The following is a 23,180-nucleotide window of genomic DNA, read 5'->3' as shown; positions in this document are numbered from 1 at the left end:
TATCCTACAAAAAAAGAGCACCAGAGTATGGGACAAACGAGGACGAGGAGGATTTAATTAACCGCGTTGCAAACGCTACTTTTTGTTTTCATAACATAAGTAGGTACTCGTTGCAAACGAGCACCAGAGAACATATAAGAGGACGAGGGGGTATTTTATTTAAAAAAATAAGAACTACTTTTAATATAAAGTTTTTAATAAAACGCACTTGAAGGGAGGGACATCAAGATTATTTTATTCAGTTTAAGGCTTCTCCATACTATTTTCTTAAATAAAAACTAGCGTTTTTATTTAAGAAAATCACTCGAAGTGACGGATGTCTTATTTCTTTAACAAAAACTAGTATTTTTATATTTGAAATCTCTCGAAGTGAGGGGGAAATGTTGTTGTCAATAAAAATTAGCATTTTTAAATGTAAAAATCACTCGAAGTGACGGAGACGATTAGCTTCGCTCAATTCGGCTTATGCCTGGGTCAAATTTAATTCTTCCTGATAGTAACGGATTGCATTAAAATCGAAGGAAAGGAGGCACTACCACTTTGATATAAAAATGAACATTTTTCCTTTGTGAAAATCACTTGATTTAATGGAAAGACGGCAAAAGCGGTGATTTAAAATACAGTCCTGCCCATTCCGAAGCGTCGGATCTTCCAAATGAGGGGCGTTTGAAATATTGACATTGATTTTTGCTATTGAAATTGATATTGAATTGCCCTTGTGTGGATTTTAAGAAAAATCTATCTTTGCACCATAAATAAATCATGATGATACAAATTACGTTACCCGATGGGTCAGTGAAGGAGTTTTCGAAAGGAACGACTCCGATGGAAGTGGCAAAAAGCATTAGTGAAGGATTGGCTCGAAATATAATTTCGGCTGCCTTTAACGGAACTGCTGTAGAAACCACGACCGAATTGACGACGGACGGGTCGCTTATTTTATATTCTTGGAACGATAAAGAGGGAAAGAAAGCTTTTTGGCACTCGACTTCCCACGTGATGGCACAGGTTTTAGAAGAACTTTGGCCTGGAATTAAACTGACTTTAGGACCTGCAATTGACAACGGATTTTATTACGATGTTGATTTTGGCGACCAAAAAATCACGGATGCTGACTTTAAAAGAGTTGAAGACCGTGTTTTGGAAATTTCTAGAGGTAAATATGAATTCTCCATGCGTTCGGTTTCAAAAGCGGATGCTTTAGAAATTTATAAAGACAACGAGTACAAAACTGAAATGATTTCGAATCTAGAAGACGGAACGATTACTTTCTGTGATCATTCTGATTTCTATGACTTGTGTCGTGGAGGTCATATTCCAAATACAGGAATCATCAAAGCATTCAAAATCATGAGTGTTGCTGGTGCTTACTGGCGTGGTGACGAGAAAAACAAGCAGTTGACACGGGTTTACGGAATTTCATTTCCTAAACAAAAAGAGTTGACGGAGTATCTTTTATTACTAGAAGAAGCAAAGCGTCGTGATCATAGAAAACTAGGAAAGGAATTGGAATTGTTCGCTTTCTCGCAAAGAGTGGGCCAAGGTTTGCCGTTATGGTTGCCAAAAGGAGCTGCTTTGCGTGAACGATTGGAGCAATTTTTGAAAAAAGCACAGAAAAAAGCGGGATACGAACAAGTAGCTACGCCACATATTGGTCAAAAAGAATTGTATGTGACTTCGGGTCATTACGAAAAATACGGAGCGGATAGTTTTCAACCGATTACTACACCGACAGATGGTGAAGAGTTTTTATTGAAACCAATGAATTGTCCACACCACTGTGAGATTTATAATGTTCGTCCTTGGTCGTACAAGGATTTGCCGAAGCGTTATGCTGAATTTGGAACCGTTTATCGTTACGAACAATCAGGTGAATTACACGGATTGACACGTGTTCGTGGATTTACGCAAGATGATGCACATATCTTTTGTACTCCTGAACAATTGGACGAAGAGTTCAAAAAAGTAATTGATTTGGTCTTGTATGTTTTTGGTTCGTTAGGATTTGAAAATTTTACCGCTCAAATATCGTTACGCGACAAAGAAAACAGAGAAAAGTACATTGGTTCTGATGAAAATTGGGAAAAAGCAGAGAATGCGATCATCAATGCGGCTAAAGATAAAAATTTAAGTACCGTTATTGAATACGGCGAAGCGGCTTTCTATGGTCCGAAATTGGATTTCATGGTAAAGGATGCTTTAGGACGTCAATGGCAGTTGGGAACGATTCAAGTTGACTACAATTTACCAGAGCGTTTTGACTTAACTTACAAAGGTTCAGACAACGAATTGCACCGTCCGGTGATGATTCACCGAGCCCCTTTTGGATCGATGGAACGATTTATTGCTATTTTGATTGAACATACAGCAGGTAATTTCCCAATTTGGTTGATGCCGGAACAGGCTATTATATTGTCTTTGAGTGAGAAATATGAAAAATATGCTAAAAAAGTTTTAGATGTCCTAGAAAATCACGAAATTCGCGCCCTGATTGACAACCGAAATGAGACTATTGGTCGAAAAATTCGGGATGCAGAAACACAAAAGTACCCCTTCATGCTGATTGTAGGCGAGGAAGAAGAGAAAAATGGTACGATATCTGTTAGAAAACACGGTCAAGAAGGAAAAGGAAATATTAGCGTTACTATTGAAGAATTTGCGGCAATGGTAAACGAAGAAATCAGCAAAACATTAAAAACATTCAACGTTTAACTTAAATTTTAAGGCCATAGCAATAAGAAACAATAGAGGTTACCAGCCTCGAGTAGAAAAAAAAGATTTACACCGAATTAACAATTTAATTCGCGTTCCAGAAGTACGACTTGTAGGAGACAATGTAGAGCCAGGCGTTTATAAAACATCCGAAGCTTTACGTATGGCTGACGAACAAGAGTTTGATTTGGTTGAAATTTCACCCAATGCAGAACCTCCTGTTTGTAAGATCATGGATTACAAGAAATTTCTTTACTTGCAGAAAAAGCGTGAAAAGGAATTAAAGGCGAAGTCTACTCAAATCACAGTTAAAGAAATCCGTTTTGGACCTCAAACCGATGAGCATGATTACGAATTTAAAAGAAAAAATGCTGAGAAGTTCTTGAAAGAGGGTTCTAAATTAAAAGCATTTGTATTCTTTAAAGGACGATCAATCATTTATAAAGACCAAGGACAAATTTTGTTGTTGCGATTGGCTCAAGATTTAGAAGATTACGGTAAAGTGGAAGCGATGCCGGTTTTAGAGGGAAAACGTATGATTATGTTTATCGCTCCTAAGAAGAAAAAGTAGCCCCCTACCCCCAAAGGGAGAATTAGTGGAGTTGAAAAAATATTGAGGTTGCTTCGCAAGCTCGCAAAGACAAGTAAGTAAGAATAAATTAAATACACACTAGGAAAAATGCCTAAAATGAAAACCAAATCTAGCGCCAAGAAACGATTCAAAGTTACTGGTTCTGGAAAGATTAAAAGAAAGCACGCTTTTAAAAGTCACATCTTGACTAAAAAATCTAAAAAGCGTAAATTAGCTTTGACACATTCTGCACTTGTTCACAAGACGGATATGAAAAGCATCAAACAACAATTAAGAATTATTTAAGCCCCACCCCAGCCCTCCCGAAAGGAGAGGGAGAAGGAAAGGAAAAAAATTCTTTAGGTTACAAATTATTCAATAACCTTGGAGTATGGCCTTAAGTTCCTTTGATTCAATTCAGGACGCCTGCTACAAAAACACATTAAAATTATGCCAAGATCGGTAAATTCAGTTGCTAAAAGAGCACGTAGAAAAAAAATAATGAAGCAAGCCAAAGGTTTCTTTGGTAGACGTAAAAACGTTTGGACAGTTGCTAAGAATGCAGTAGAGAAAGCAATGTGCTACGCTTACCGCGATAGAAAACAACATAAAAGAAACTTCCGTTCTTTATGGATTCAGCGTATCAACGCTGGAGCTCGTTTAGAGGGATTGAGTTACTCTCAATTTATGGGTAAAGTAAAAGCTAACGGTATCGAATTGAACCGTAAAGTTCTTGCTGATTTAGCAATGAATCACCCAGAAGCTTTCAAAGCTGTTATCAACAAAGTAAAATAAGAACGTTTGTCAAACACTAATTTACTTCTTACTTATATTAAAAATCCCAGTCGAAAGATTGGGATTTTTTTTTATGTCTTTTGTCTAATTAATTATTAGAACGAAGTCGCGTTTGTGGCATCATTTAAACAATCTTTCTCCTAATTTATAGGGTTATTAAAATGTTTAGTATTTTTGACAAGCCATAAATCAACACGAGTTTTCAAATAAAGTAACTCTGTATGTTTTTCAATACCGCGTGGTTATTTTTAGGCCAAAACTTAGGTCGTCCAATTGCCTTATACTAATATTCCTATGAAAAGTGTTCTCTTAATTTTATTCTTTTACTTAAGTTTTTTACATACTAACGCACAAAACACCATCCACACACCCAAAAACAAAGATGCTGAAGCTTTTAAAAACGTCCTAGATTTAAAAAACATCGAACGCAATTACCTTGAAATGGATTTTTATTTCCCTTCTAAAACAGTTGCCAAAGCCGCGAAACCCTCTGTTTTTCCTAAAGCTAAACGTGCAGCACTTCCAACAAATTTTACCCACAATGCAATCCCCTACAACACCTTAAAATTCATCGACTCTTCCTTTACACAAGGTTTGATCTGGATTCAAAACGATACGGTTCAGTATGAAAACTACTGGAGGGGACAAAAACAGGACAGTAAGCACATTTCATGGTCCATGTCTAAGTCTTATGTGTCGGCTTTGTTTGGTATAGCGATGAGTGAAGGTTCTATAAAGAATATTAATCAAACGGTAGATGAGTATCTTCCTGAATTAAAGGGTTCTGGTTATGATGGTGTCAAAATTAAAGACGTTTTACAAATGGCCAGCGGCATACAATTCACCGAAAATTACAGCGACCCTACTTCTGACATCAATGTATACTGGTCTGGTTTCGTTTCAGGGAAATCTCAGGACAAGTTTGCCGCCACTCTTGTCAATCAGCGGACTCCTGGTACTTTTCACCAATATGTGAGCATCAATACACACGTCTTGGCGATGCTTATTGTGAAGGCTACCGGCAAAAGTCTCACCGCTTATTTGCAAGAAAAAATATGGCAACCTATCGGTACGGAGTCGGATGCTTATTGGCTTGTGGATGGCGAAGGTATGGAAATGGCTCTTGGCGGTTTAAACGCTACTTTGCGCGATTATGCCAAACTCGGCCAACTTTACCTCAACAAAGGCGTCTATAACAACACCTCAGTTGTCCCTGCAAGCTGGGTTGAAAGTTCCACAACTGCTACCGAAACGCATTTACTACCCGGCGACGCCAACTCAGTAAACGGTGGTACAGGTTACGGCTACCAATGGTGGATTCCAGCAGGAACTGAAGGCGAATACCTAGCAGTAGGCGTCTTTAATCAATACATATACGTCAACCCAACCACCCGAACGGTCATTGTAAAGAACTCGGCAAACCAAAATTACTACGATGGCTCCAATCCCTACCGCTCTACAGAGGCTCATCTTGCCTTGTTTCGAAAATTAGCACATGCTACAATCGAAAAAGCAGCTGTTAAAGCAAAACCTTAAAAGCAAGTCGCATGCTCACTCCTTTTTACTAGCATTTTATCGATGCCTATGCCTTCTTGAACACTACTTTACTTGTAAGTATTTTCCATTAAAGGTCTTAAAAGCGACGTCGAAACTTTTTTAAAACATGCAAATGTTATAAAACAGCATGCTTTTTAAATTGAAATTTGCTTTGTAACTTTGTATATAGTCGCAGGTTTCATTTTAGTAAAATCTGATTCACATTAATTCACTGTCAACATGATTGTACGCGCTCACACTAAAGGTTGGAAGGTAATAACGCAGCGTTCACACGGATTACTTTCCGCGTTAATCGCACATCAATACGAAATTGATTTGCCTAACGACGTTTTAGTACCTATTCTCATTGCTATTGCCGAACACGACGACGGAGTAGCTGAAACGCATGAGAATAAAAACCTTACTGATGCAGGTGCACCCCGCCATTTTCTCGTTTCGGCAAGTACTAATGCTACTGATTTAAAACAATACATCAATGTTATGGAAACGGCTCGGGCTAAAAGCCAACTGAATGCATTAATGACCTCCATGCACCTCGATTTTATCTTTAGTGATAGAAAAATAGGCGAAGACAAAGACCTTGACACTTTCCTTACTGCACTTGCAGTAGAGCGAAAGTCACTTGTAAAAAACCTCAACTTGAATCAGAAAAAAGCAAATCATCTTTACCGCTTTGTTGAGTGGTGTGACGCCTTCTCGCTTCTCATTTGTATGGATAAGATTCAGCCTGAAGGCAGAAGTATGGAAGTTTCGACAAGCCCTGACGGCGCTAAAAGCAATGTTTTTTATAATGAGGACCAATCTGTTTGCGTTACACCTTGGCCTTTTAAAATAAATACGTTCAAGGTTTTCTACGAATATAAGATTGTCAAACAATTACAATTTGCTTCCATCGAAGAATTCCATACTGTTTATAAAAACACACCTATTGCACGTGAAGAATTTACATTCAAAAAGTAAACAACACAATGAGGCTCCCTTTCTTTCTATGGTAGTTCAAAAATAAAAGCAGCAGCTTTATTCTTTGCTTTTTCAAAGTTCATTTTAATACCGTTTAAACAAAATAATCCCCACGTCATTCAACCTATTAAGAAATCAGTGGGGATTGTAATTACTACTCATCGAGCAGCAACTTATTGTTTATACAGATACATAATAATGAATAGGCTTAAACGTCCCTCCGTTGCTATCTTCGGCAGAACAAGCCGTTAAGCACACAATCAAGTCCATCTCTGCCTTAAACCGCACAAAATCATTTGCCTTTGAGGTCGGAGGCAACACGCTTATCTTTCCATTTTGGTCCCATTGAACGTTCATAAAGATGTTAAAGGCAGTAGGAATATCATCTGGGGCGATATTGTATTTGGCCAGGTTTACAATTAAGTTGTTCAAGCAACTCGGGTGCTCGTCTGGATTGTCATACATGATCTTGAAGGTTTCAGGACTACAAGGCGCGAGGAGAAAGTCATTCCTCCCGTTACTGTCTTCTACAATCTCCATCATCTTTTGGCTGCGGTTGCTCCACAAAAAGTTGCCTTTGGTAATCAATACCGACTCTTCAAAGTCCATTGTCTTACCTGACGAAATCTTTTCCCTGCTATCGGCTTCGTTAAACAGCACCATGTCACTTACCTGCTTCCCCTGGGGGTCAATAACCGTCAAATACTGTCCTTTTTGTACCACAAAGGCGGCTCCTGATTGTGGCGGAATTTCAATACATCTATCCATGATTTTATTATTTATGTGCAAAAGGGCATTTCCAGTGTGCCTCTACCTTTCTACCACTATATTGTCTTGTTTCACTGTCGTCGCCAAAATCTTTCAGCACCGGGTTTATCGTTCCCTGCAAGGCCTTGTCGCGTTTTCGTATCCGGTCGCGCACTTTCGTGTAAGCTCCCATTTCTCTCAGCTTTTCAAACTGCCAATGCAAATTGAACACCACCGTACAATAAGGAGCCTGACGCGCTATTCTTGAACTCTCCGGATGCATTCCTATCACGAAAAACGCTTTTCCCTTTAACGAAAAGCTAAAATTTTCATCCTCTGGGTTATTACTCACATTGGCATCCCATTCCACATCGTCCTTATCGTGAAGCCTTTGCAACAAATCCCATAACGCCGTTTCGTACCCCTTTTCGGTTACAAACTGATTCTCTTTAAAACACAAGATAAAGGTTTCAAACTTATTGGATTCAAAATCATAACGCGCGATGTACCGTTCTAAATCATCTAAAATAGAAAGCGTATTTTCCTCATTATATATGTCGTCATACACTTTCAATTCGTACTCCTTCATTTTAAAAATAGCATTCGCCATCACGCAAGGATGACTCCTCCCCACAATAAATTCGTGAAAGTCCTGCTCTACTTCGTTAGTGTTTTTTAGTTTCATAACGTGCCGTTTTATTTTTTATAAAAGTAGCAGACACTCCCTTTAATCGACTTACGAAATTTCAATTACATGTTTTGAATTTTATAGGTTGAAATTTTGAAACACTACAAAGTTATAATATACATTTATTTTGCTATGGCAAATAAAAAGCAGGAGCACATCCTTTCGGTACCGGTTCCGCTTATTTTGCATGTTTTATTTTAAGGTCAGGTGAAATCAGCCCTCCTTTTAGTAAATTTCTTTCTGAATCAATTGAAAAAAGATTTAACCTATTATAAGTCCATTTAAATACATTGGTAACCGCTTTTGACATTATAAAATCAAAATCTAATCCAAATGTTACTCCTCCAAATTTCAATTTATCAGTGAGAGTCATCGTTGCAGCGCCGAGAGGCCCTTGTAAAGCTACAAATGAACCTGTTGCCAATCAGATGGAACCTTGTGTCGTTCGATTAAAGCACGTATCATTCAAATTGATTAAAACAAAGAAAGTGTTAAAAAATAGGGCATTAAACGGCCGTACAAATTTAAACTTGAAATTCTAGGCAAGAAACTTAAAAGAATTTCCAGTAAAAGAGGGTATAATAAAGTGGCCCATTTACCAGAAGGACGTCGCGAAATAAGCGTTTCGCATTTTGATTATAGGAGTAAAACGGAATCGTTTACGGTCGTTGGGGGAGAAACTACAGAATTAAGACTACTATTAGAGGCTTTATAGTCTATTACAAAGAAAAATCCATCTTAATTACCATTTTCAATGATTACTAATTGGGATTTTAAAATGGTTGAGCCCCTTTTGTACAAGTACAAAAGGGGCTCTTTTTATGCTAAAAATAGTTCCTGTATATCAGGAACTACCCTAGAATCTGTTATAGGTAATTCTTATTGAAAAACTTCTGTCTTCACGCCATCACAACTGGCAAAAACCATGGTTGGATGTGAGTCTTGGTGAAAAATGTTTCCCTCACGGTCAATACCTATGGCACCAGCGAAGCCATCATAAGCCTCGAGTTCCTTAAAAGTTTTGGCGAAAGCCTTTTCAATAGTAAAACCATCGGTTACACGGGTAACAATTTTGGCTGCAGTTGCATTGCTCAAAATATCTTCGCCCACACCTGTTAAACTAACGCCACAAAACTCGTTGACATAGTTACCGGCAACCGTTGCAGAATCAGATACTCTGCCTACAATTTCGAAACCTTTTCCTCCCGTTGAAGTAGCTACGGCTAATTTTCCGTCACGGTCTAATGCAACGCAACCAACAGTTCCTTGACCATTAGCAGCAGCTTTTGCTTCATATTCAGCACGTCGTTGCGGGATTTCAGTAGAAAATTTTTCAAAACCACTGGCTCTTGCAAAAGCAGTTGCCCCTTCTCCACCTAAAACGCGGTCCTCATATTTAAGAAGGACTTCGGCCACTTTGATGGGATTCTTGACCTCTTCGATATTGATGACACCACTAAACAACTGTGAGGTGCCGTCCATGAGTGAAGCACTCATCCGGATTTTTCCATCACTTTGAATTTGCGAACCGATGCCTGCATTAAATAATTCATCATTTTCTAGTAAGCTTACTGCGAAAACTACGGTCTCTAAAGCAGAATGGCTTTTCAAAAAGGTATGTGTTTCTTTAACAATTCGCACTAACGCATTTTGTTTGGCAAGCTTTGTTTCGTTGCTTGTGGAGGATTCCGAGAAGAAACCTCCGTGTATAATTATTTTCATGGTCAATGCGGTGTTGTGAATGAGTAGTCAAATGAAGTGGACAGCAACTTAATCAACTGGCACGCCTAAATCAGCGGCATATTGTGAGGTATGGATGTGCATTTTGTTGGTTTTAATGTCAAAAAGGTCGTGTTTACTCAACACATGGGTCACCAAATGATTGATAGAGATGGGTTGGCCCAACTCAATTTGGGTAATATTGGTGTCCTTGATTTCTCGACCGTCTACAATAATAACGAGTCCGGAACCTATGGCTTCCATTCTTGAACTGTGGGTGATTAATAAGCCGGTATCTTCCCCTAAACCAATCCCAAGAATCCGTGGATTGCTGACAACGGTTTGAAATAATCTGCCAATGCGGCCTCTTTGCACGAAATGAGTGTCAATGATAACGCCGTTGATGAGTCCCATACCACCGGTAATTTTTACTTCCCCTTTGAGGAGCGCTTCACCGCTACTTCCTTGATAAATCATGTTGTTAGACGCGGCTGCAGCACCTGCAGAAGTACCTGCATAGATGAACTCTTCGGTTTCATACTTCTTTAAAATCAAATCTTGAAAAGGAGTACCACCAAGAATAGAAGTCAGTCGCAACTGGTCGCCACCGGTTACCATTATTACGTCTGCCGCTTCTAATCGTTTGATGTTCTCAGGGTCTGAAGCTTGTTCTCGTTTGTCAATATCAAAAACACCTGTGTTCGTAGCGCCAAGATGAGCGAGTGCTTTGATGTACTCGGCTCCTACTTCTTTGGGTATTTTTGATGCAGTGGTTAAGATTTCTATTCGAGAATTCTCTTTATGTTTTGATTCTTCAATCAGTCTTTTTAAAATTCCTGTCTCAAAGAAATTAAGATTCTTAGTAACGTCTTTATCGTAAACACCTTCGGTAAAACTGCCTTTATCGACAGCTCCACCTATAATAATTAATTTTCCTTTCGTTTCCATTGTCATTGGTTAAGCGGTAAAAGTAGCAAAAATTTAAAAATGACCAACCTAAATAGGTACATTTATGATTAGAAAGCATACAGGTAGTAGTGGAACGCAATTCCTTTTGATTATTAATAAGAATAAAAACTAACTTTCGTTTAAAAAAAATGGAAAAATAAGGTCATAATTTATTTTAATTAACTAATTTTCTGAAAAAATATTTTCTCTTAGAAAATAATTGAAAAAAGAAACCGTTCAACAACCAAAAATAACTGCAAATTCGATGAAAATTTTAAAAATTCAAGCATTACGAGGCCCCAATCTTTGGAGTATCTCACGTAAAAAACTAATCCAGATGCGTTTGGACTTAGAAGAGATGGAAGAGTTACCCACAGACAAAATTGATGGTTTTGCTGAACGTATTGAAGCGATGTTTCCCACGATGTATGAGCACCGTTGTAGTGAAGGAGAGGCAGGAGGTTTTTTCTCAAGAGTGCGACGCGGGACCTGGATGGGTCACGTGATTGAGCATATTGCTTTAGAAATACAAACATTGGCCGGAATGGAAACCGGTTTTGGACGCACAAGAGAAACAAAAACGCCGGGTGTATATAATGTAGTGTTTAGTTACACTGAAGAAAATGTAGGTGTATTCGCAGCCGAATCAGCCGTTAGAATTGCCGAAGCACTTGCGGCTGGAACCGAATACGACCTTGAAGCCGACATTCAAGAGATGCGTGAAATCAGGGAACGTGTTCGCTTAGGACCAAGTACCGGAAGTATTGTAGAAGAAGCGGTGGCTCGAGATATACCATGGATTCGATTAGGGACGAACTCCTTAGTTCAATTGGGATACGGCATCAATCAAATGCGCTTTCAGGCCACTATAACGTGCAAAACGAGTAGTATTGCTGTAGACATTGCTTGTAATAAGGAGGAAACAAAGCGTATGCTGGACCAAGCGTCAATTCCCGTTGCAAGTGGAAGTATTTGTGTGGATGAAGAAGATTTAAAAGAGACCATTGATAAGATTGGGTATCCCATAGTGCTGAAACCATTGGACGGAAATCATGGTAAAGGAGCATCCATTAATATTACCAATTGGGAAGATGCAGCTGAAGGCCTTGTATATGCCCAAAAATACAGTAAACGTGTAATTGTAGAACGTTTTATTACCGGATTTGACTTTAGAGTGTTGGTTATCGACAATAAACTGGTTGCTGCGGCAAAACGTGTTCCCGCTCATGTGATTGGAAACGGAAAATCAACGATACAAGAGTTAATTGATGTGACCAATCTGGACCCAAGAAGAGGTTATGGACATGAAAATGTGTTGACACAAATTGATGTGGACCGCGATACGCTTGATTTATTGAAAAAAGCAGAAATGACATTGGAAACAATGCCTAAAAATGGAGAAATCATTTATTTGAAATCGACCGCAAACTTGAGTACCGGTGGCACATCCGTGGATGTGACGGACATGATGCACCCTGAAAACATATTCCTTGCCGAACGCATTTCGAGAGTTATTGGTTTGGACATTTGCGGGGTAGATATTATGGCCGAAAACTTGACACAACCGCTGAAAGAAAATGGTGGTTGTATCTTAGAAGTAAATGCAGCTCCGGGATTCAGGATGCATCTCGCTCCATCAGAAGGATTACCGAGAAACGTTGCTGCTCCAGTGATAGACATGTTGTATCCTCCGGGAAAACCAAGCAGAATACCGATTATAGCGGTAACAGGAACGAATGGAAAGACCACCACTACCCGACTTCTGGCTCATATTGTTAAAAACAATGGGTTTAAAGTGGGCTTCACAACCAGTGATGGGATTTACATCCAGAATCATTTGATGGAAAAAGGCGATACAACGGGACCACTTTCCGCTGAATACATATTAAAGGACCCTACAGTGGAATTTGCGGTACTTGAAACGGCACGAGGAGGAATTTTACGTTCAGGTATGGGCTTTAGTAGGTGTGATATTGCTGTTATTACGAATATACAAGAAGACCATTTGGGCTTAAGTGACATTCATAATTTGAAAGATTTGGCTCGTGTGAAAAGTACGGTAGCTGAAAGTGTGAAAAAAGACGGTTGGGCGGTATTGAATGGAGATGACCCTGAATGCATTGAAATTGGTTCTAAATTAAAATGCAATGTTGCGTATTTTAGTATGGATGAAGACCAACCCTTCATAAAAAAATTATCAAAAGAAGGAAAAATAGTAGCGGTTTACGAGAATGGATTCTTAACCGTTAAAAAAGGAGAGTGGAAAATACGTGTTGAACGTGTTTCTCACGTGCCTTTAACCTTGGGAGGAAAAGCAAAATTCATGATTGCAAATGCTCTTGCGGCAACACTAGCGAGTTATTTGTGGGGATTCAAGACTGAAGACATTAGTCTGTCGTTGCAAACGTTTATTCCGGGAGTTGCACAGACACCAGGAAGGATGAATATCTTTGAATTCAAGAAATTTAAGGTCTTAATAGACTTTGCACACAATCCATCGGGTTATTTAGGGATTGAAGATTACTTAAGTTCGGTAGAAGCCCATAAAAAAATTGGAATCATTGCCGGTGTAGGTGACCGACGGGACGAAGATATTCAGGAATGTGCAAAAATTGCGGGCCGAATGTTTGACCACATCATCATCCGACAAGAAAAGCACTTGCGAGGCAGAACTGAACAAGAGTTGATTGATTTAATTTTGGAAGGAATCGCTTTAAGCGGAGAATCCGTTACTTATGAAATCATCCCTAAGGAAGTTGAAGCGATTAGACATGCCATTAATAGTGCCGAAGAAGGTACATTTATTACCGCACTAAGCGATGTAGTTACTAATGCCATTGATATTGTGCAACATTATTTAGATAAAGAGAATGAAGAAGGGGTGATATAAATAGCCGTTCTTTTTCCATCATAAAAAAACTCCAAATACACTAATTGTATTTGGAGTTTTTTATTTAGGTATGCTTTCGTTTATCGGATAACGTACACCCAACCTGAAAGTGTTTCATTATTATTTTTGCGAAGCACATAGAAATACGTTGCAGCTGGTAATTCATGTCCTTTATCAGATGTTCCGTTCCACTCATCAGTGTAATTTCTTTTGTGAAAGACTTCTGTACCGTAGCGGTTGTAGATGAAAATTTCATCCACGCCTAATCCTGTTAAGTCAAAAGAGTCGTTATCACCATCGTTATTTGGTGAAATTCCTTTAGGTATTTTACAAAAGGCACCATTTACGGTTACATTTAGTTTAGAGGAACATCCATTACTATCAGAAACAGTTACTTCAAATGTTGCTGGAAAAACAATCGTACTGGAGTTCATTAATTGCGTAACATTCAATATATTTTCATTCATACCTACAACATTTCCTAAACTATTTTTCCATAAATAGGTAACAGTATCAGGATTAAACGAATTATTTAATGGTGAAACGGTCACGATATACGCTCCGTTTTCGCAATTTTGAGCGCTTTGAATTTCAAATGAAGTTACGGTAACATCAAGTGTGAATGAAGTTGCACATTGACCTGAATTAGGAGTAAAAATGTACGTTCCATTTGCGGTATTATTTATCGCTGCGGGATTCCATGTTCCTGCAATTCCATTACTAGAAGTTGCTGGCAAAGTTGGAGCTGCACTTCCTGAACAAAGTGTATTTGCAATTGAAAAAGCTGGAGTAATTGAATTCGTAACCGTAACATTTAATGTAAATAAAGAAGCACATTGTCCGGCAGTTGGTGTAAAAACATACGCTCCACTTGTCGTATTATTGATTGTTGCAGGATTCCAAACTCCAACAATTCCATTAATAGAAGTAGTTGGTAAAACGGGTGCAATACTTCCTGTACAAAATGAATTTGAAATAGAAAATGTTGGAGTAATTGAATTCGTTACCGTTACAATTAATGTAAGAGGAGCTGCACATTGTCCTGCATTTGGTGTAAATACATAAGTTCCATTTGCAGTGTTGTTAATTACTGATGGATTCCAAGTTCCTAAGATTCCGTTAGTAGAAGCAATTGGTAATAATGGAGCTGTACTTCCTGAACAAAGTGTGTTTGCTATTGAAAATGTCGGTGTAGCCAAATTCGTTACCGTTACAATTAATGTAAGAGGAGCTGCACATTGTCCTGCATTTGGTGTAAATATATAAGTTCCATTTACAGTGCTGTTAATTACTGATGGATTCCAAGTTCCTACAATTCCGTTAGTAGAAGCAATTGGTAATAATGGAGCTGCAGTTCCAGAACAAAGTGTGGTTGGAATTGAAAATGTTGGCGTAATTGAATTCGTAACCGTAACAATCAATGTAAATGTAGTAGCACATTGTCCTGCATTTGGTGTAAATACATAAGTTCCATTTGCAGTGTTATTGATTGTAGAAGGGTTCCAAGTTCCTACGATTCCGTTTGTAGCTGTTGTAGGTAAAGTAGGTGCTGTAGCTCCTATACAAAGTGTAGTAGGGACTGCAAATGTTGGAAGAATGGAAGTACTAACTGTTACATTTAATGTAAAAGAAGAAGCACATTGACCTGTATTTGGTGTAAATATATAGGTTCCAGTTGCTGTGTTACTGATTGCAACAGGATTCCATGCTCCAGTGACACCATTTGTAGAAGTTAATGGTAAGGCTGGCGCTGTAGCTCCGGTACAAAGTGCAGAAGGCAAACTAAAAGTTGGAACCGTACTTGCTGTAACAGTTAGAATGATTGTATCCGTGATTATGGTTCCACACGTATTTGTAGCTGTTAATGTAAGCGTTATCGTTTGACCACTTGCATTATTTGGAATAGTGAAGTTGGTACCTAAATTAGAACTTGCAGAGAAAGTTCCACTTGGTGCACTCCAACTTACGGATTGTTGTCCGATAGCTGTTCCTGTTAAAGAAATAGTGGTTCCTGCACAAGCAGACATTGCAGGTAAACCTGCATTTACTGTAAAAGGAGGTACTGGAGCAGAACAACCATAGTTGACGTAAGTTGCAACTCCTGCGGGAGTATATTCTACTGTTGCGCCATCTTCAGAACCAATCGTTCCACTTTGATCCACAAGTAAACTACGGTCATAAGATACGGTATCACTACAAGAACCAAAATTCATTACTAACGTACGAATACCACTACCGAAGTTAGCAAAGTTACCTGAAATATTATCTGGATTATTATGAAATATGATATAGATGTTTTCTGTTAAGGCTCCAAAAGAGTTTAAAGTTGTATCTAAGTTGTAACTCGTAACTAATATTACTGTTGCGTTTGCAGGAAGTACACCCGCTGTTGGTTCGACCAGTTGACCACAACCTCCAGCAGCAAGAATGTCTGCATTTAGTGCAGCAACTCTTGCAGCAGTAGTACTATTCTTAATTACTCCTGACCAGTTATTTGCAGTAGTTGCCCACACAACACTTAAATTACTCGTGTTTATAGCAGCACTTCCCACTTTAAATCGTACCATTTCGTTAAGACCTTCCGTTGGCCCACATGCATCTACCAAAATACTTTCAATTTGAAAGCATTGTGCAACTGATTTCTGAGCAGTAAACAAGAGTGATACTAATACCGTTAGAAAAATAATTCCGTTTAATTTTAATTTCATTTTTTTTATTTTAAAAGCCTCGCAAGTTAAAAAATTTAGGTTAGATGCAGTCATTCTTTTGCTACAAAAACATTATCATTCCTTATTTATCCCTAAATGAAGTAAAAAAATGAAACTTACATGAAATTTATTACTCAAAATCGCTTTAAATATTTTTAATGTAACCATTGATTTTACAACAATTCATTCTATTTCAAACGAATAAAAAACAGTCGTTTGAAATAATATCCTAGTAAATAAGTTCTTTTTTTTAAAACACATTTACAAACTTTTGTAAGAATATTAGCGACAAATTACTATTTTCGCACCTACTAATTAAAATAAAATATGAAAACAAAATTTTCTTTTGGCGTATTAGCCTTATTCTTCTTTGCAACTTTTTTATCATGTTCAAGTGACAGTGATGGAAATTCAACAGCAAATGCATCCATCTCTGCAAACATTGACGGTCAGTCTTGGAGTTCTATCCAAAACGGTGTTACCGCTACAGTTACAAGTTTAGAGGATGAAGGAATTACTAAAAATGTACTTCAAGTTATTGCTATTAAAGCAGACCAATCAACAATAACATTACAACTGCCTATCGACAGCCTTGTTGAAGGAACCTATACTTTTGATAGCGAAAGTAGTGGAATGTTGAGTTACTCTAATTTAACTGCCTTCAGTTTCTATTCTTCTGGAGCAGCTCCTCAAGGAACTTTTTCTATTACAATTTCCAACGTGAATTTGACTCAAAATACAATTAGTGGTACTTTTTCAGGAACCGTCTATGACATGATGGATTCTGGAGATAGTAAACAAATTACTAACGGTGTTTTCCAAAATGTAAAGTTTGGTACAACAGGAGTATACAGTAACGGATACATGAGTTTGTCAAAAAATAACGGTGGTGTTTTTACCATGTCGGATGCTAATTCTGAAAATTCAAAAATATTAATCATCGAAAGCTCTATCGATAATTCAGTAAATGTAAATGGATATTCGCTTAGCATTGACAATGATTTTGGCATTTATGCAGTAACTTTTCCAAAAAACGTTACGCCAGGAACTTATGCTATTACTACAAATGGGGATTTTAAAGCTGCCTACGCAAATCCAAATGATGAGGGAGATTATACGGTTTCAAACGGAAGCATCACGATTGTTTCTCATGTAGGAAATACGGTAAAAGCTACTTTTACTTTCACGGCAACACTTGGTGCTGCAACAGTAAATGTCTCACAAGGTGAATTAGAAGTTACACATTTGGACTAAAAAATTCTAAACCATAAAAAAAGGGAAACGGTATATTATGTATTGTTTCCCTTTTTTATTTAAAAATGATATTTTAGTAAGCTAATAATTCTTTCAAAGTTTCCTCAAATCGTCCTTTACTTAAAAACTGGTCTTCCAATGCTTTCGTAAACGGAATAGGCGAATCTAAACTCGCAACCCTTTTCACAGGACCGTCAAGATATTCAAAACAATGTTCCATTATCATTGCTGAAATGTCACTGGCAATTCCGCCAAACATCGTGTCTTCTTGCAAAATGATTGCCTTACCTGTTTTCTTAACAGAAGCAAAAATAGCTTCGGTATCTAATGGCTGTAATGTTCTTAAGTCCAATAAATCAGCACTAATATCCGGATTATTTTTCAAAGTATCCAAAGCCCAATGAACGGCTGCTCCAAAAGCAATAATTGTCACATCGTTTCCTTCTTTTAGCAAAGCTGCTTTTCCGAAAGGAATCGTGTAATAATTCTTTGGTACATCTTGGTGAATACTTCGGTACAATTGTTTGTGTTCAAAAAACATCACCGGATTTGGGTCGTTAATGGCGGTATTCAGCAAACCTTTGGCATCAATTGGAAAAGCGGGGTAAACTACTTTTAAACCTGGAGTTTTCGTAAACCAAGCTTCATTGGTTTGTGAATGAAATGGTCCTGCTTGAGTTCCACCACCACAAGGCATTCTTACCACAACGTCCGCGTTTTCTAACCAGCGGTAATGTGATTTTGCTAATAAATTTACAATTGGATTGAAACCTGTCGATACGAAATCAGCAAACTGCATTTCTACAATTGCTTTGCAACCGTTGATTGAAAGTCCCATTCCAGCAGAAACAACAGCGCTTTCGCAAATAGGAGTATTCTTTACTCTTTCTTTGCCAAATTGAGCCACAAAACCATCCGTGATTTTAAAAGCACCACCGTATTCGGCAATGTCTTGACCCATTATCACCAGATTTTCGTGACGTTCCATAGATTCCCGCATACTGTTGGAAATCGCATCAATAAAACGAATGTTTTCCAAATCTTCCGAAGGTTTGAATTCTTCAAAATCATACGCTTTATAAACGTCGTTCATTTCACCGTCAAAACTTGCTTCAATATCAGCTTCGGTTTGCACCATAGCCCAATTTTGGTCAATTTCCAACTTAATTTCTGCACGAATTTCTTCATCTATTTTATCTGAAAGTACTTTTTCGTCTTTTAAGAATGTTCTGAAATTCTCAACTGGGTCTTTTGCAGCCCACATATCCATCAATTCTTGCGGTACGTATTTCGTACCACTCGCCTCTTCATGACCACGCATTCTAAAGGTTTTGAATTCCAATAAAACAGGTCTTGGCGTTTCAATCATCGACGCTTTTAATTCCGATAATTTATTAAAAACTTCCAAAATATTATTACCATCTATAATATGCGATTCCATTCCGTAACCAACTCCTTTATCGGCAAGATTTTCGCAACGGTATTGCTCGTTTGTTGGTGTTGAAAGTCCGTAACCGTTGTTCTCGATGACAAACATTACCGGCAAATCCCACACAGAAGCAATATTTAACGCTTCGTGAAAATCACCTTCACTTGTTGCACCTTCTCCCGTAAAAACAGCCGTTATTTTTCCGTTTTTCTTTAATTTGTTTGCTAAGGCAATTCCGTCTGCCACTCCTAATTGAGGACCAAGATGCGAAATCATTCCAATAATTTTATATTCTTGTGTTCCAAAGTGAAACGAGCGGTCGCGGCCTTTAGTGAAGCCCTCTGCTTTTCCTTGCCATTGCGAAAACAAGCGGTAAAGCGGAATATTCCTTCCTGTAAAAACACCTAAATTTCGGTGCATCGGTAAGATGTATTCGTCGTTATCTAAAACAGCGGTAACTCCACAAGCAATGGCTTCTTGTCCAATTCCTGAAAACCATTTAGATACTTTTCCTTGACGGATTAAAATCAGCATTTTTTCCTCGATTAATCTCGGTTTTAAAATGCGTTTGTATAAATCAATTAACTGTTCGTTTTTAAGGTCTTTTTTGTCGAAAATCATAATTAGTGTACTAGTTGTGTATTGGTTTTTTGCCAGCCCAAAAATAGCAAAAAATAACAGTATAAATAGTTTCTGTGATATAATTTTACATCTTAAAATTGTATACTAATTTTTAAAATAATGAGCTGTTTTTTCAAACATTGAATAAATTTAATATTTTCTAACAATGTAGATTCTTAGTCAAAATTTAGCAAAAAAGTTATTTTGTCTATATTTTAGCAATAAATCTAATGATTTTAATCCAAGTACAAATTATCAGAAAATGAAAAATAGCATATCACAATGGCTCAGGCTATACTACAACAAAGTTATTTCTAGTATCGCTTTTTACCCTGCATTAATGGCTTTTGGCTTTTTAATTTTAGCTTGGGTAATGCTGGAAATTGATTTCTCAAACTGGGGACAGAATTTAAAATCCGAATTAAATTGGTTGCGGTTAAAAGATGCTACGACGGCTCGTTCGATTATTGCAACTGTTGCCGGAGCCGTAATTTCATTAACAGTTTTTAGCTTTTCGATGGTAATGATTGTATTAAATCAAGCCGCTTCGCAAATGAGTAATCGCGTATTAACTAGTATGATTGAAAACCGCTTTCAACAAGTCGTTTTGGGATTTTACATCGGTACAATTGTGTATGCCTTGTTTCTGTTGAGTACAATTAGAGACATTTCAAGCGGAGTTTACGTCCCTGCTTTAAGTATTTACCTACTTATTATAATGACTGTTATCGATATTTTTCTTTTCATATATTTCTTAGATTACGTAACCCAAACCGTCAAGTTTGAAACGGTCATTGAACGGGTAATGCAGCAAACTTTTGTCACATTGAAAAAAGAGTATACAGAAATCGAGCCTCAAAATAAGCCCTGGGAAAATTTACCTTTTGTAGAAATTAAGACCAACCAATCCGATTATTTTCAAGGTTTTAATACTGAGAAATTGATGAAATTAGCTTTAGAGAAAAATTTATTCATCTCATTTTTACATCCGAGAGGCACTTTTTTAGTGGAAGGAATGGTTTTTATGAAACTATATTCAGCGGAAACTGTACTGAAAGATTGCACTACTAAAGTCACCGAAAGTATGGATTTTTTTAACGGACAACCGATTGCTACAAATGCCGATTATGGTTTGAATCAGTTAGCGGAAATAGCGATTAAAGCCTTGAGCCCTGGTATTAATGACCCTGGAACAGCAATAATTGCATTACAATCAATCACAAGTCTTTTATGCTACAGGTTAGATAAAAATTTACCAAATATACTATTTGATAAAAACAAAATGCCCAGAATATATATTCCTGTATCCTCATTTGAGGACAATTTTGAACATTGTTTCAGTCCTATTTGGAACTATGGAAAAGAAGACTTGTACATTCAAAAGGAAATGTTGTTTCTAATTAATCAATTGCAAAAAGCAGATACCAAAAAATTACATACTACTACCTTTGAACGTTTCAGTACTAAAATTGAAAATTTTAAAAACGCTAAAACTGAAATTTAAATAAATAACTCCTTATAATTTTAAAAATTAATTGAGCAGAATTCGATTGTTAACAACTTTTAAAATTCTCTTTCCAAATATTTTAATATATTTGTGACAATAAGGCTTTAAGCCTAAGCAAAGTTATTAACATTTATTTTTAAAGAGTATGCAAAATATTCCTAGTGTTGACTTGCGTGATTTCCTTTCGGACAACCCGGAACGTAAACAAAAATTTGTAAATGAAATCGGACGGGCTTTTGAAGACATTGGCTTCGTCGCTTTAAAAGGTCACTTTTTAGAGGACCAATTGGTAACTGAATTATATGGAGAAATCAAAAATTTCTTTGCATTACCAGTAGAAACCAAATATTCCTACGAAATCCCCGGAATTGGAGGACAACGAGGTTATGTTTCTTTTGGAAAAGAGCATGCTAAAGGTCGAAAAGAAGGAGATTTGAAAGAGTTTTGGCATTTTGGTCAATATGTAGACAAAGATTCCAAATGGGCTAATGAATATCCTGATAATGTTGAAGTTAAAGAGCTTCCTAATTTCAATAAAGTAGGAAAAGAAGCGTATCAAATGCTGGAAAAAACAGGTATTTATGTTTTGAGAGCTTTGGCTTTATATTTAGGTTTGGACGAATTCTATTTCGACAATTATGGTAAGGAAGGAAATTCTATTCTACGACCAATTCACTATCCACCAATAACTGAAGAACCTAAAAATGCAATTCGCGCGGCAGCTCACGGCGACATCAACTTAATTACTCTTTTGATGGGTGCTCAAGGTCGCGGTTTGCAAGTTCAAAATCGCGATGGGGAATGGATTGATGCCATTGCTGAACCAGACGAATTAGTGATTAATGTGGGCGATATGCTTTCTCGTCACACTAATAATAAATTGAAATCTACGATTCATCAAGTGGTAAATCCGCCTAGAGAATTGTGGGGAACTTCAAGATATTCGGTCCCGTTTTTTATGCATCCGGTTAGCGATATGCGATTGGATTGTTTAGAAAATTGTATTGATGCCGAAAATCCAAAATTATACGAAGACATTTCAGCAGGAGAATTTTTGCACGAACGTTTGGTAGATTTGGGATTAATCAAAAAATAAGTTTTACTTTTATAGTAGTAAAGAAAGACATTGAGTTTTGCTTGATGTCTTTTTCTATTATTATTCTGTAGGGAACGCGGATTAAAACGGATGACGCCGATTTTCGCGGATTTTTGAAGCCAATTAAATTTAATTATGCCATGGAACAGAATGAATTATTGCATCAAAACCTTACAGCAGGAATTTTGAAAATTTTTTACGAAGTTTATAACGAGTTAGGCTACGGATTTCTTGAAAGAGTTTATCAAAATGCAATGTATCATGAATTGAAACTTCAAGGATATGACGTTAAAGCACAAAGAAAAATAATAGTATATTATAAAGAGATAGTAGTTGGAGAATATTACGCAGATTTAATTGTTAATAATACCGTTATTCTTGAATTAAAAGCAAAAGATATATTAACGAAAGACCACAATAATCAGTTAATTAATTATTTAAAAGCTACTGACTATGAAGTTGGATTACTTTTAAACTTCGGAAAAAAACCAGAATTTATAAGACGCATATTTCAAAATGCTAGAAAGTAAAACTTAAGTAAAAAAATCCACGTAAATCTGCGTTATCAGCAGTATCCGCGTGAAAAATATAATAATAGAAAGTAAGAATAAAATGGACTTACAAGACCAATTAAAAAACCTGTTTCCCGACCACGAACCTTCAAATGAAGTAGAGGAATTCTCCACCGAACCCAAAGAATTGTATATTCAAAAAGAACCTATGATTTGCAAGTTCGAAAAGCGGAAAGGGAAACCAACCACAATTATTGCTGGTTATGAAGGAGAAGAGGAAGACTTTAAAATTCTTGCCAAAGAAATCAAAAACAAATTGGCCGTTGGCGGCAGTTTCAAAGACGGAGAAATCATTATTCAAGGCAATTATCGTGATAAAATAATGCAATACCTACAAGAAAAAGGATTCAAAACCAAACGTGTAGGAGGCTAAAAAGTATGCGGCAATTTGTTTTTAGTGTTCAGT

The 23,180-nt window shown here is 37.2% G+C and carries 19 protein-coding genes; 12 read left to right on the top strand and 7 right to left on the bottom strand.

The features are described 5' to 3' along the window. Window positions 1–765 precede the first annotated feature (765 nt). From thrS to ACQ5J2_RS10170, 6 genes are all read left to right on the top strand, one after another. The gene (thrS, locus tag ACQ5J2_RS10195) at window positions 766–2,712 is read left to right on the top strand and encodes a threonine--tRNA ligase (protein WP_432673299.1); all 1,947 of its coding nucleotides are present in this window, start codon (window positions 766–768) and stop codon (window positions 2,710–2,712) included. Window positions 2,713–2,734: 22 nt separating this feature from the next. Continuing rightward, the gene (infC, locus tag ACQ5J2_RS10190; RefSeq protein ID WP_432673298.1) at window positions 2,735–3,283 is read left to right on the top strand and encodes a translation initiation factor IF-3; all 549 of its coding nucleotides are present in this window, start codon (window positions 2,735–2,737) and stop codon (window positions 3,281–3,283) included. Window positions 3,284–3,391: 108 nt separating this feature from the next. Continuing rightward, window positions 3,392–3,589, top strand: a complete 198-nt coding sequence (gene rpmI, locus ACQ5J2_RS10185; RefSeq protein WP_022827375.1) for a 50S ribosomal protein L35 — start codon at window positions 3,392–3,394, stop codon at window positions 3,587–3,589. Window positions 3,590–3,733: 144 nt separating this feature from the next. Further along, window positions 3,734–4,078, top strand: a complete 345-nt coding sequence (gene rplT / locus ACQ5J2_RS10180) for a 50S ribosomal protein L20 (RefSeq protein ID WP_432670298.1) — start codon at window positions 3,734–3,736, stop codon at window positions 4,076–4,078. Window positions 4,079–4,372: 294 nt separating this feature from the next. Further along, a complete protein-coding gene (locus ACQ5J2_RS10175) occupies window positions 4,373–5,614 on the top strand; it encodes a serine hydrolase domain-containing protein (protein ID WP_432670297.1) in 1,242 nt (413 codons plus the stop codon). Between the two features lie 240 nt (window positions 5,615–5,854). Continuing rightward, complete coding sequence (locus tag ACQ5J2_RS10170; RefSeq protein WP_432670296.1) at window positions 5,855–6,595, top strand: DUF3891 family protein; 741 nt, start codon at window positions 5,855–5,857, stop codon at window positions 6,593–6,595. A 180-nt stretch (window positions 6,596–6,775) separates the two neighbouring features. On the opposite strand, the gene ACQ5J2_RS10165 is transcribed toward ACQ5J2_RS10170, so the two are convergent. The 5 genes from ACQ5J2_RS10165 to ACQ5J2_RS10145 all read right to left on the bottom strand — a co-directional run bounded on the left by ACQ5J2_RS10165 (window position 6,776) and on the right by ACQ5J2_RS10145 (window position 10,697). Further along, window positions 6,776–7,363: a DUF1989 domain-containing protein gene (locus ACQ5J2_RS10165; RefSeq protein ID WP_432670295.1), complete on the bottom strand. Its 588-nt coding sequence runs from the start codon at window positions 7,361–7,363 to the stop codon at window positions 6,776–6,778. Window positions 7,364–7,370: 7 nt separating this feature from the next. Continuing rightward, window positions 7,371–8,027, bottom strand: a complete 657-nt coding sequence (gntA, locus tag ACQ5J2_RS10160) for a guanitoxin biosynthesis heme-dependent pre-guanitoxin N-hydroxylase GntA (protein ID WP_432670294.1) — start codon at window positions 8,025–8,027, stop codon at window positions 7,371–7,373. Between the two features lie 181 nt (window positions 8,028–8,208). Continuing rightward, window positions 8,209–8,454, bottom strand: a complete 246-nt coding sequence (locus ACQ5J2_RS10155; protein ID WP_432670293.1) for a hypothetical protein — start codon at window positions 8,452–8,454, stop codon at window positions 8,209–8,211. Window positions 8,455–8,909: 455 nt separating this feature from the next. Continuing rightward, window positions 8,910–9,752: an isoaspartyl peptidase/L-asparaginase gene (locus tag ACQ5J2_RS10150; protein WP_432670292.1), complete on the bottom strand. Its 843-nt coding sequence runs from the start codon at window positions 9,750–9,752 to the stop codon at window positions 8,910–8,912. Window positions 9,753–9,800: 48 nt separating this feature from the next. Then, the gene (locus ACQ5J2_RS10145; RefSeq protein ID WP_432670291.1) at window positions 9,801–10,697 is read right to left on the bottom strand and encodes a cyanophycinase; all 897 of its coding nucleotides are present in this window, start codon (window positions 10,695–10,697) and stop codon (window positions 9,801–9,803) included. A gap of 265 nt (window positions 10,698–10,962) precedes the next feature. Here ACQ5J2_RS10145 and cphA point away from each other — a divergent pair, with 265 nt between their 5' ends. Further along, entirely contained in the window at window positions 10,963–13,587 is a 2,625-nt protein-coding gene (gene cphA / locus ACQ5J2_RS10140) for a cyanophycin synthetase (protein WP_432670290.1), read from the top strand. Window positions 13,588–13,667: 80 nt separating this feature from the next. On the opposite strand, the gene ACQ5J2_RS10135 is transcribed toward cphA, so the two are convergent. Continuing rightward, window positions 13,668–16,295, bottom strand: a complete 2,628-nt coding sequence (locus ACQ5J2_RS10135; RefSeq protein WP_432670289.1) for a gliding motility-associated C-terminal domain-containing protein — start codon at window positions 16,293–16,295, stop codon at window positions 13,668–13,670. A 327-nt stretch (window positions 16,296–16,622) separates the two neighbouring features. Between ACQ5J2_RS10135 and ACQ5J2_RS10130 the strand changes: the two genes are divergently transcribed. Then, window positions 16,623–17,549 carry a DUF6252 family protein gene (locus ACQ5J2_RS10130; RefSeq protein WP_432670288.1) on the top strand — a complete coding sequence of 309 codons (927 nt, stop codon included), beginning with the start codon at window positions 16,623–16,625 and terminating at the stop codon, window positions 17,547–17,549. Window positions 17,550–17,622: 73 nt separating this feature from the next. Here ACQ5J2_RS10130 and ACQ5J2_RS10125 read toward each other — a convergent pair whose 3' ends face one another. Then, window positions 17,623–19,599, bottom strand: coding sequence for an alpha-ketoacid dehydrogenase subunit alpha/beta (locus ACQ5J2_RS10125; RefSeq protein ID WP_432670287.1), 1,977 nt, complete (start codon window positions 19,597–19,599; stop codon window positions 17,623–17,625). 262 nt (window positions 19,600–19,861) lie between these two features. Between ACQ5J2_RS10125 and ACQ5J2_RS10120 the strand changes: the two genes are divergently transcribed. From ACQ5J2_RS10120 to ACQ5J2_RS10105, 4 genes are all read left to right on the top strand, one after another. Next, the gene (locus tag ACQ5J2_RS10120; protein ID WP_432670286.1) at window positions 19,862–21,103 is read left to right on the top strand and encodes a DUF2254 domain-containing protein; all 1,242 of its coding nucleotides are present in this window, start codon (window positions 19,862–19,864) and stop codon (window positions 21,101–21,103) included. Window positions 21,104–21,251: 148 nt separating this feature from the next. Then, window positions 21,252–22,202, top strand: a complete 951-nt coding sequence (locus ACQ5J2_RS10115; protein WP_432670285.1) for an isopenicillin N synthase family dioxygenase — start codon at window positions 21,252–21,254, stop codon at window positions 22,200–22,202. 140 nt (window positions 22,203–22,342) lie between these two features. Continuing rightward, window positions 22,343–22,732 (top strand): GxxExxY protein, encoded by a 390-nt coding sequence (locus ACQ5J2_RS10110; protein ID WP_432670284.1) that lies wholly within the window; start codon window positions 22,343–22,345, stop codon window positions 22,730–22,732. Between the two features lie 82 nt (window positions 22,733–22,814). Next, window positions 22,815–23,147, top strand: coding sequence for a translation initiation factor (locus ACQ5J2_RS10105; protein WP_432670283.1), 333 nt, complete (start codon window positions 22,815–22,817; stop codon window positions 23,145–23,147). Window positions 23,148–23,180: the final 33 nt, after the last annotated feature.

The organism is Flavobacterium sp. SM2513 (genome assembly GCF_050908145.1).
Lineage (GTDB): Bacteria > Bacteroidota > Bacteroidia > Flavobacteriales > Flavobacteriaceae > Flavobacterium.
This window is presented reverse-complemented; position numbering and strand designations above follow the sequence as displayed.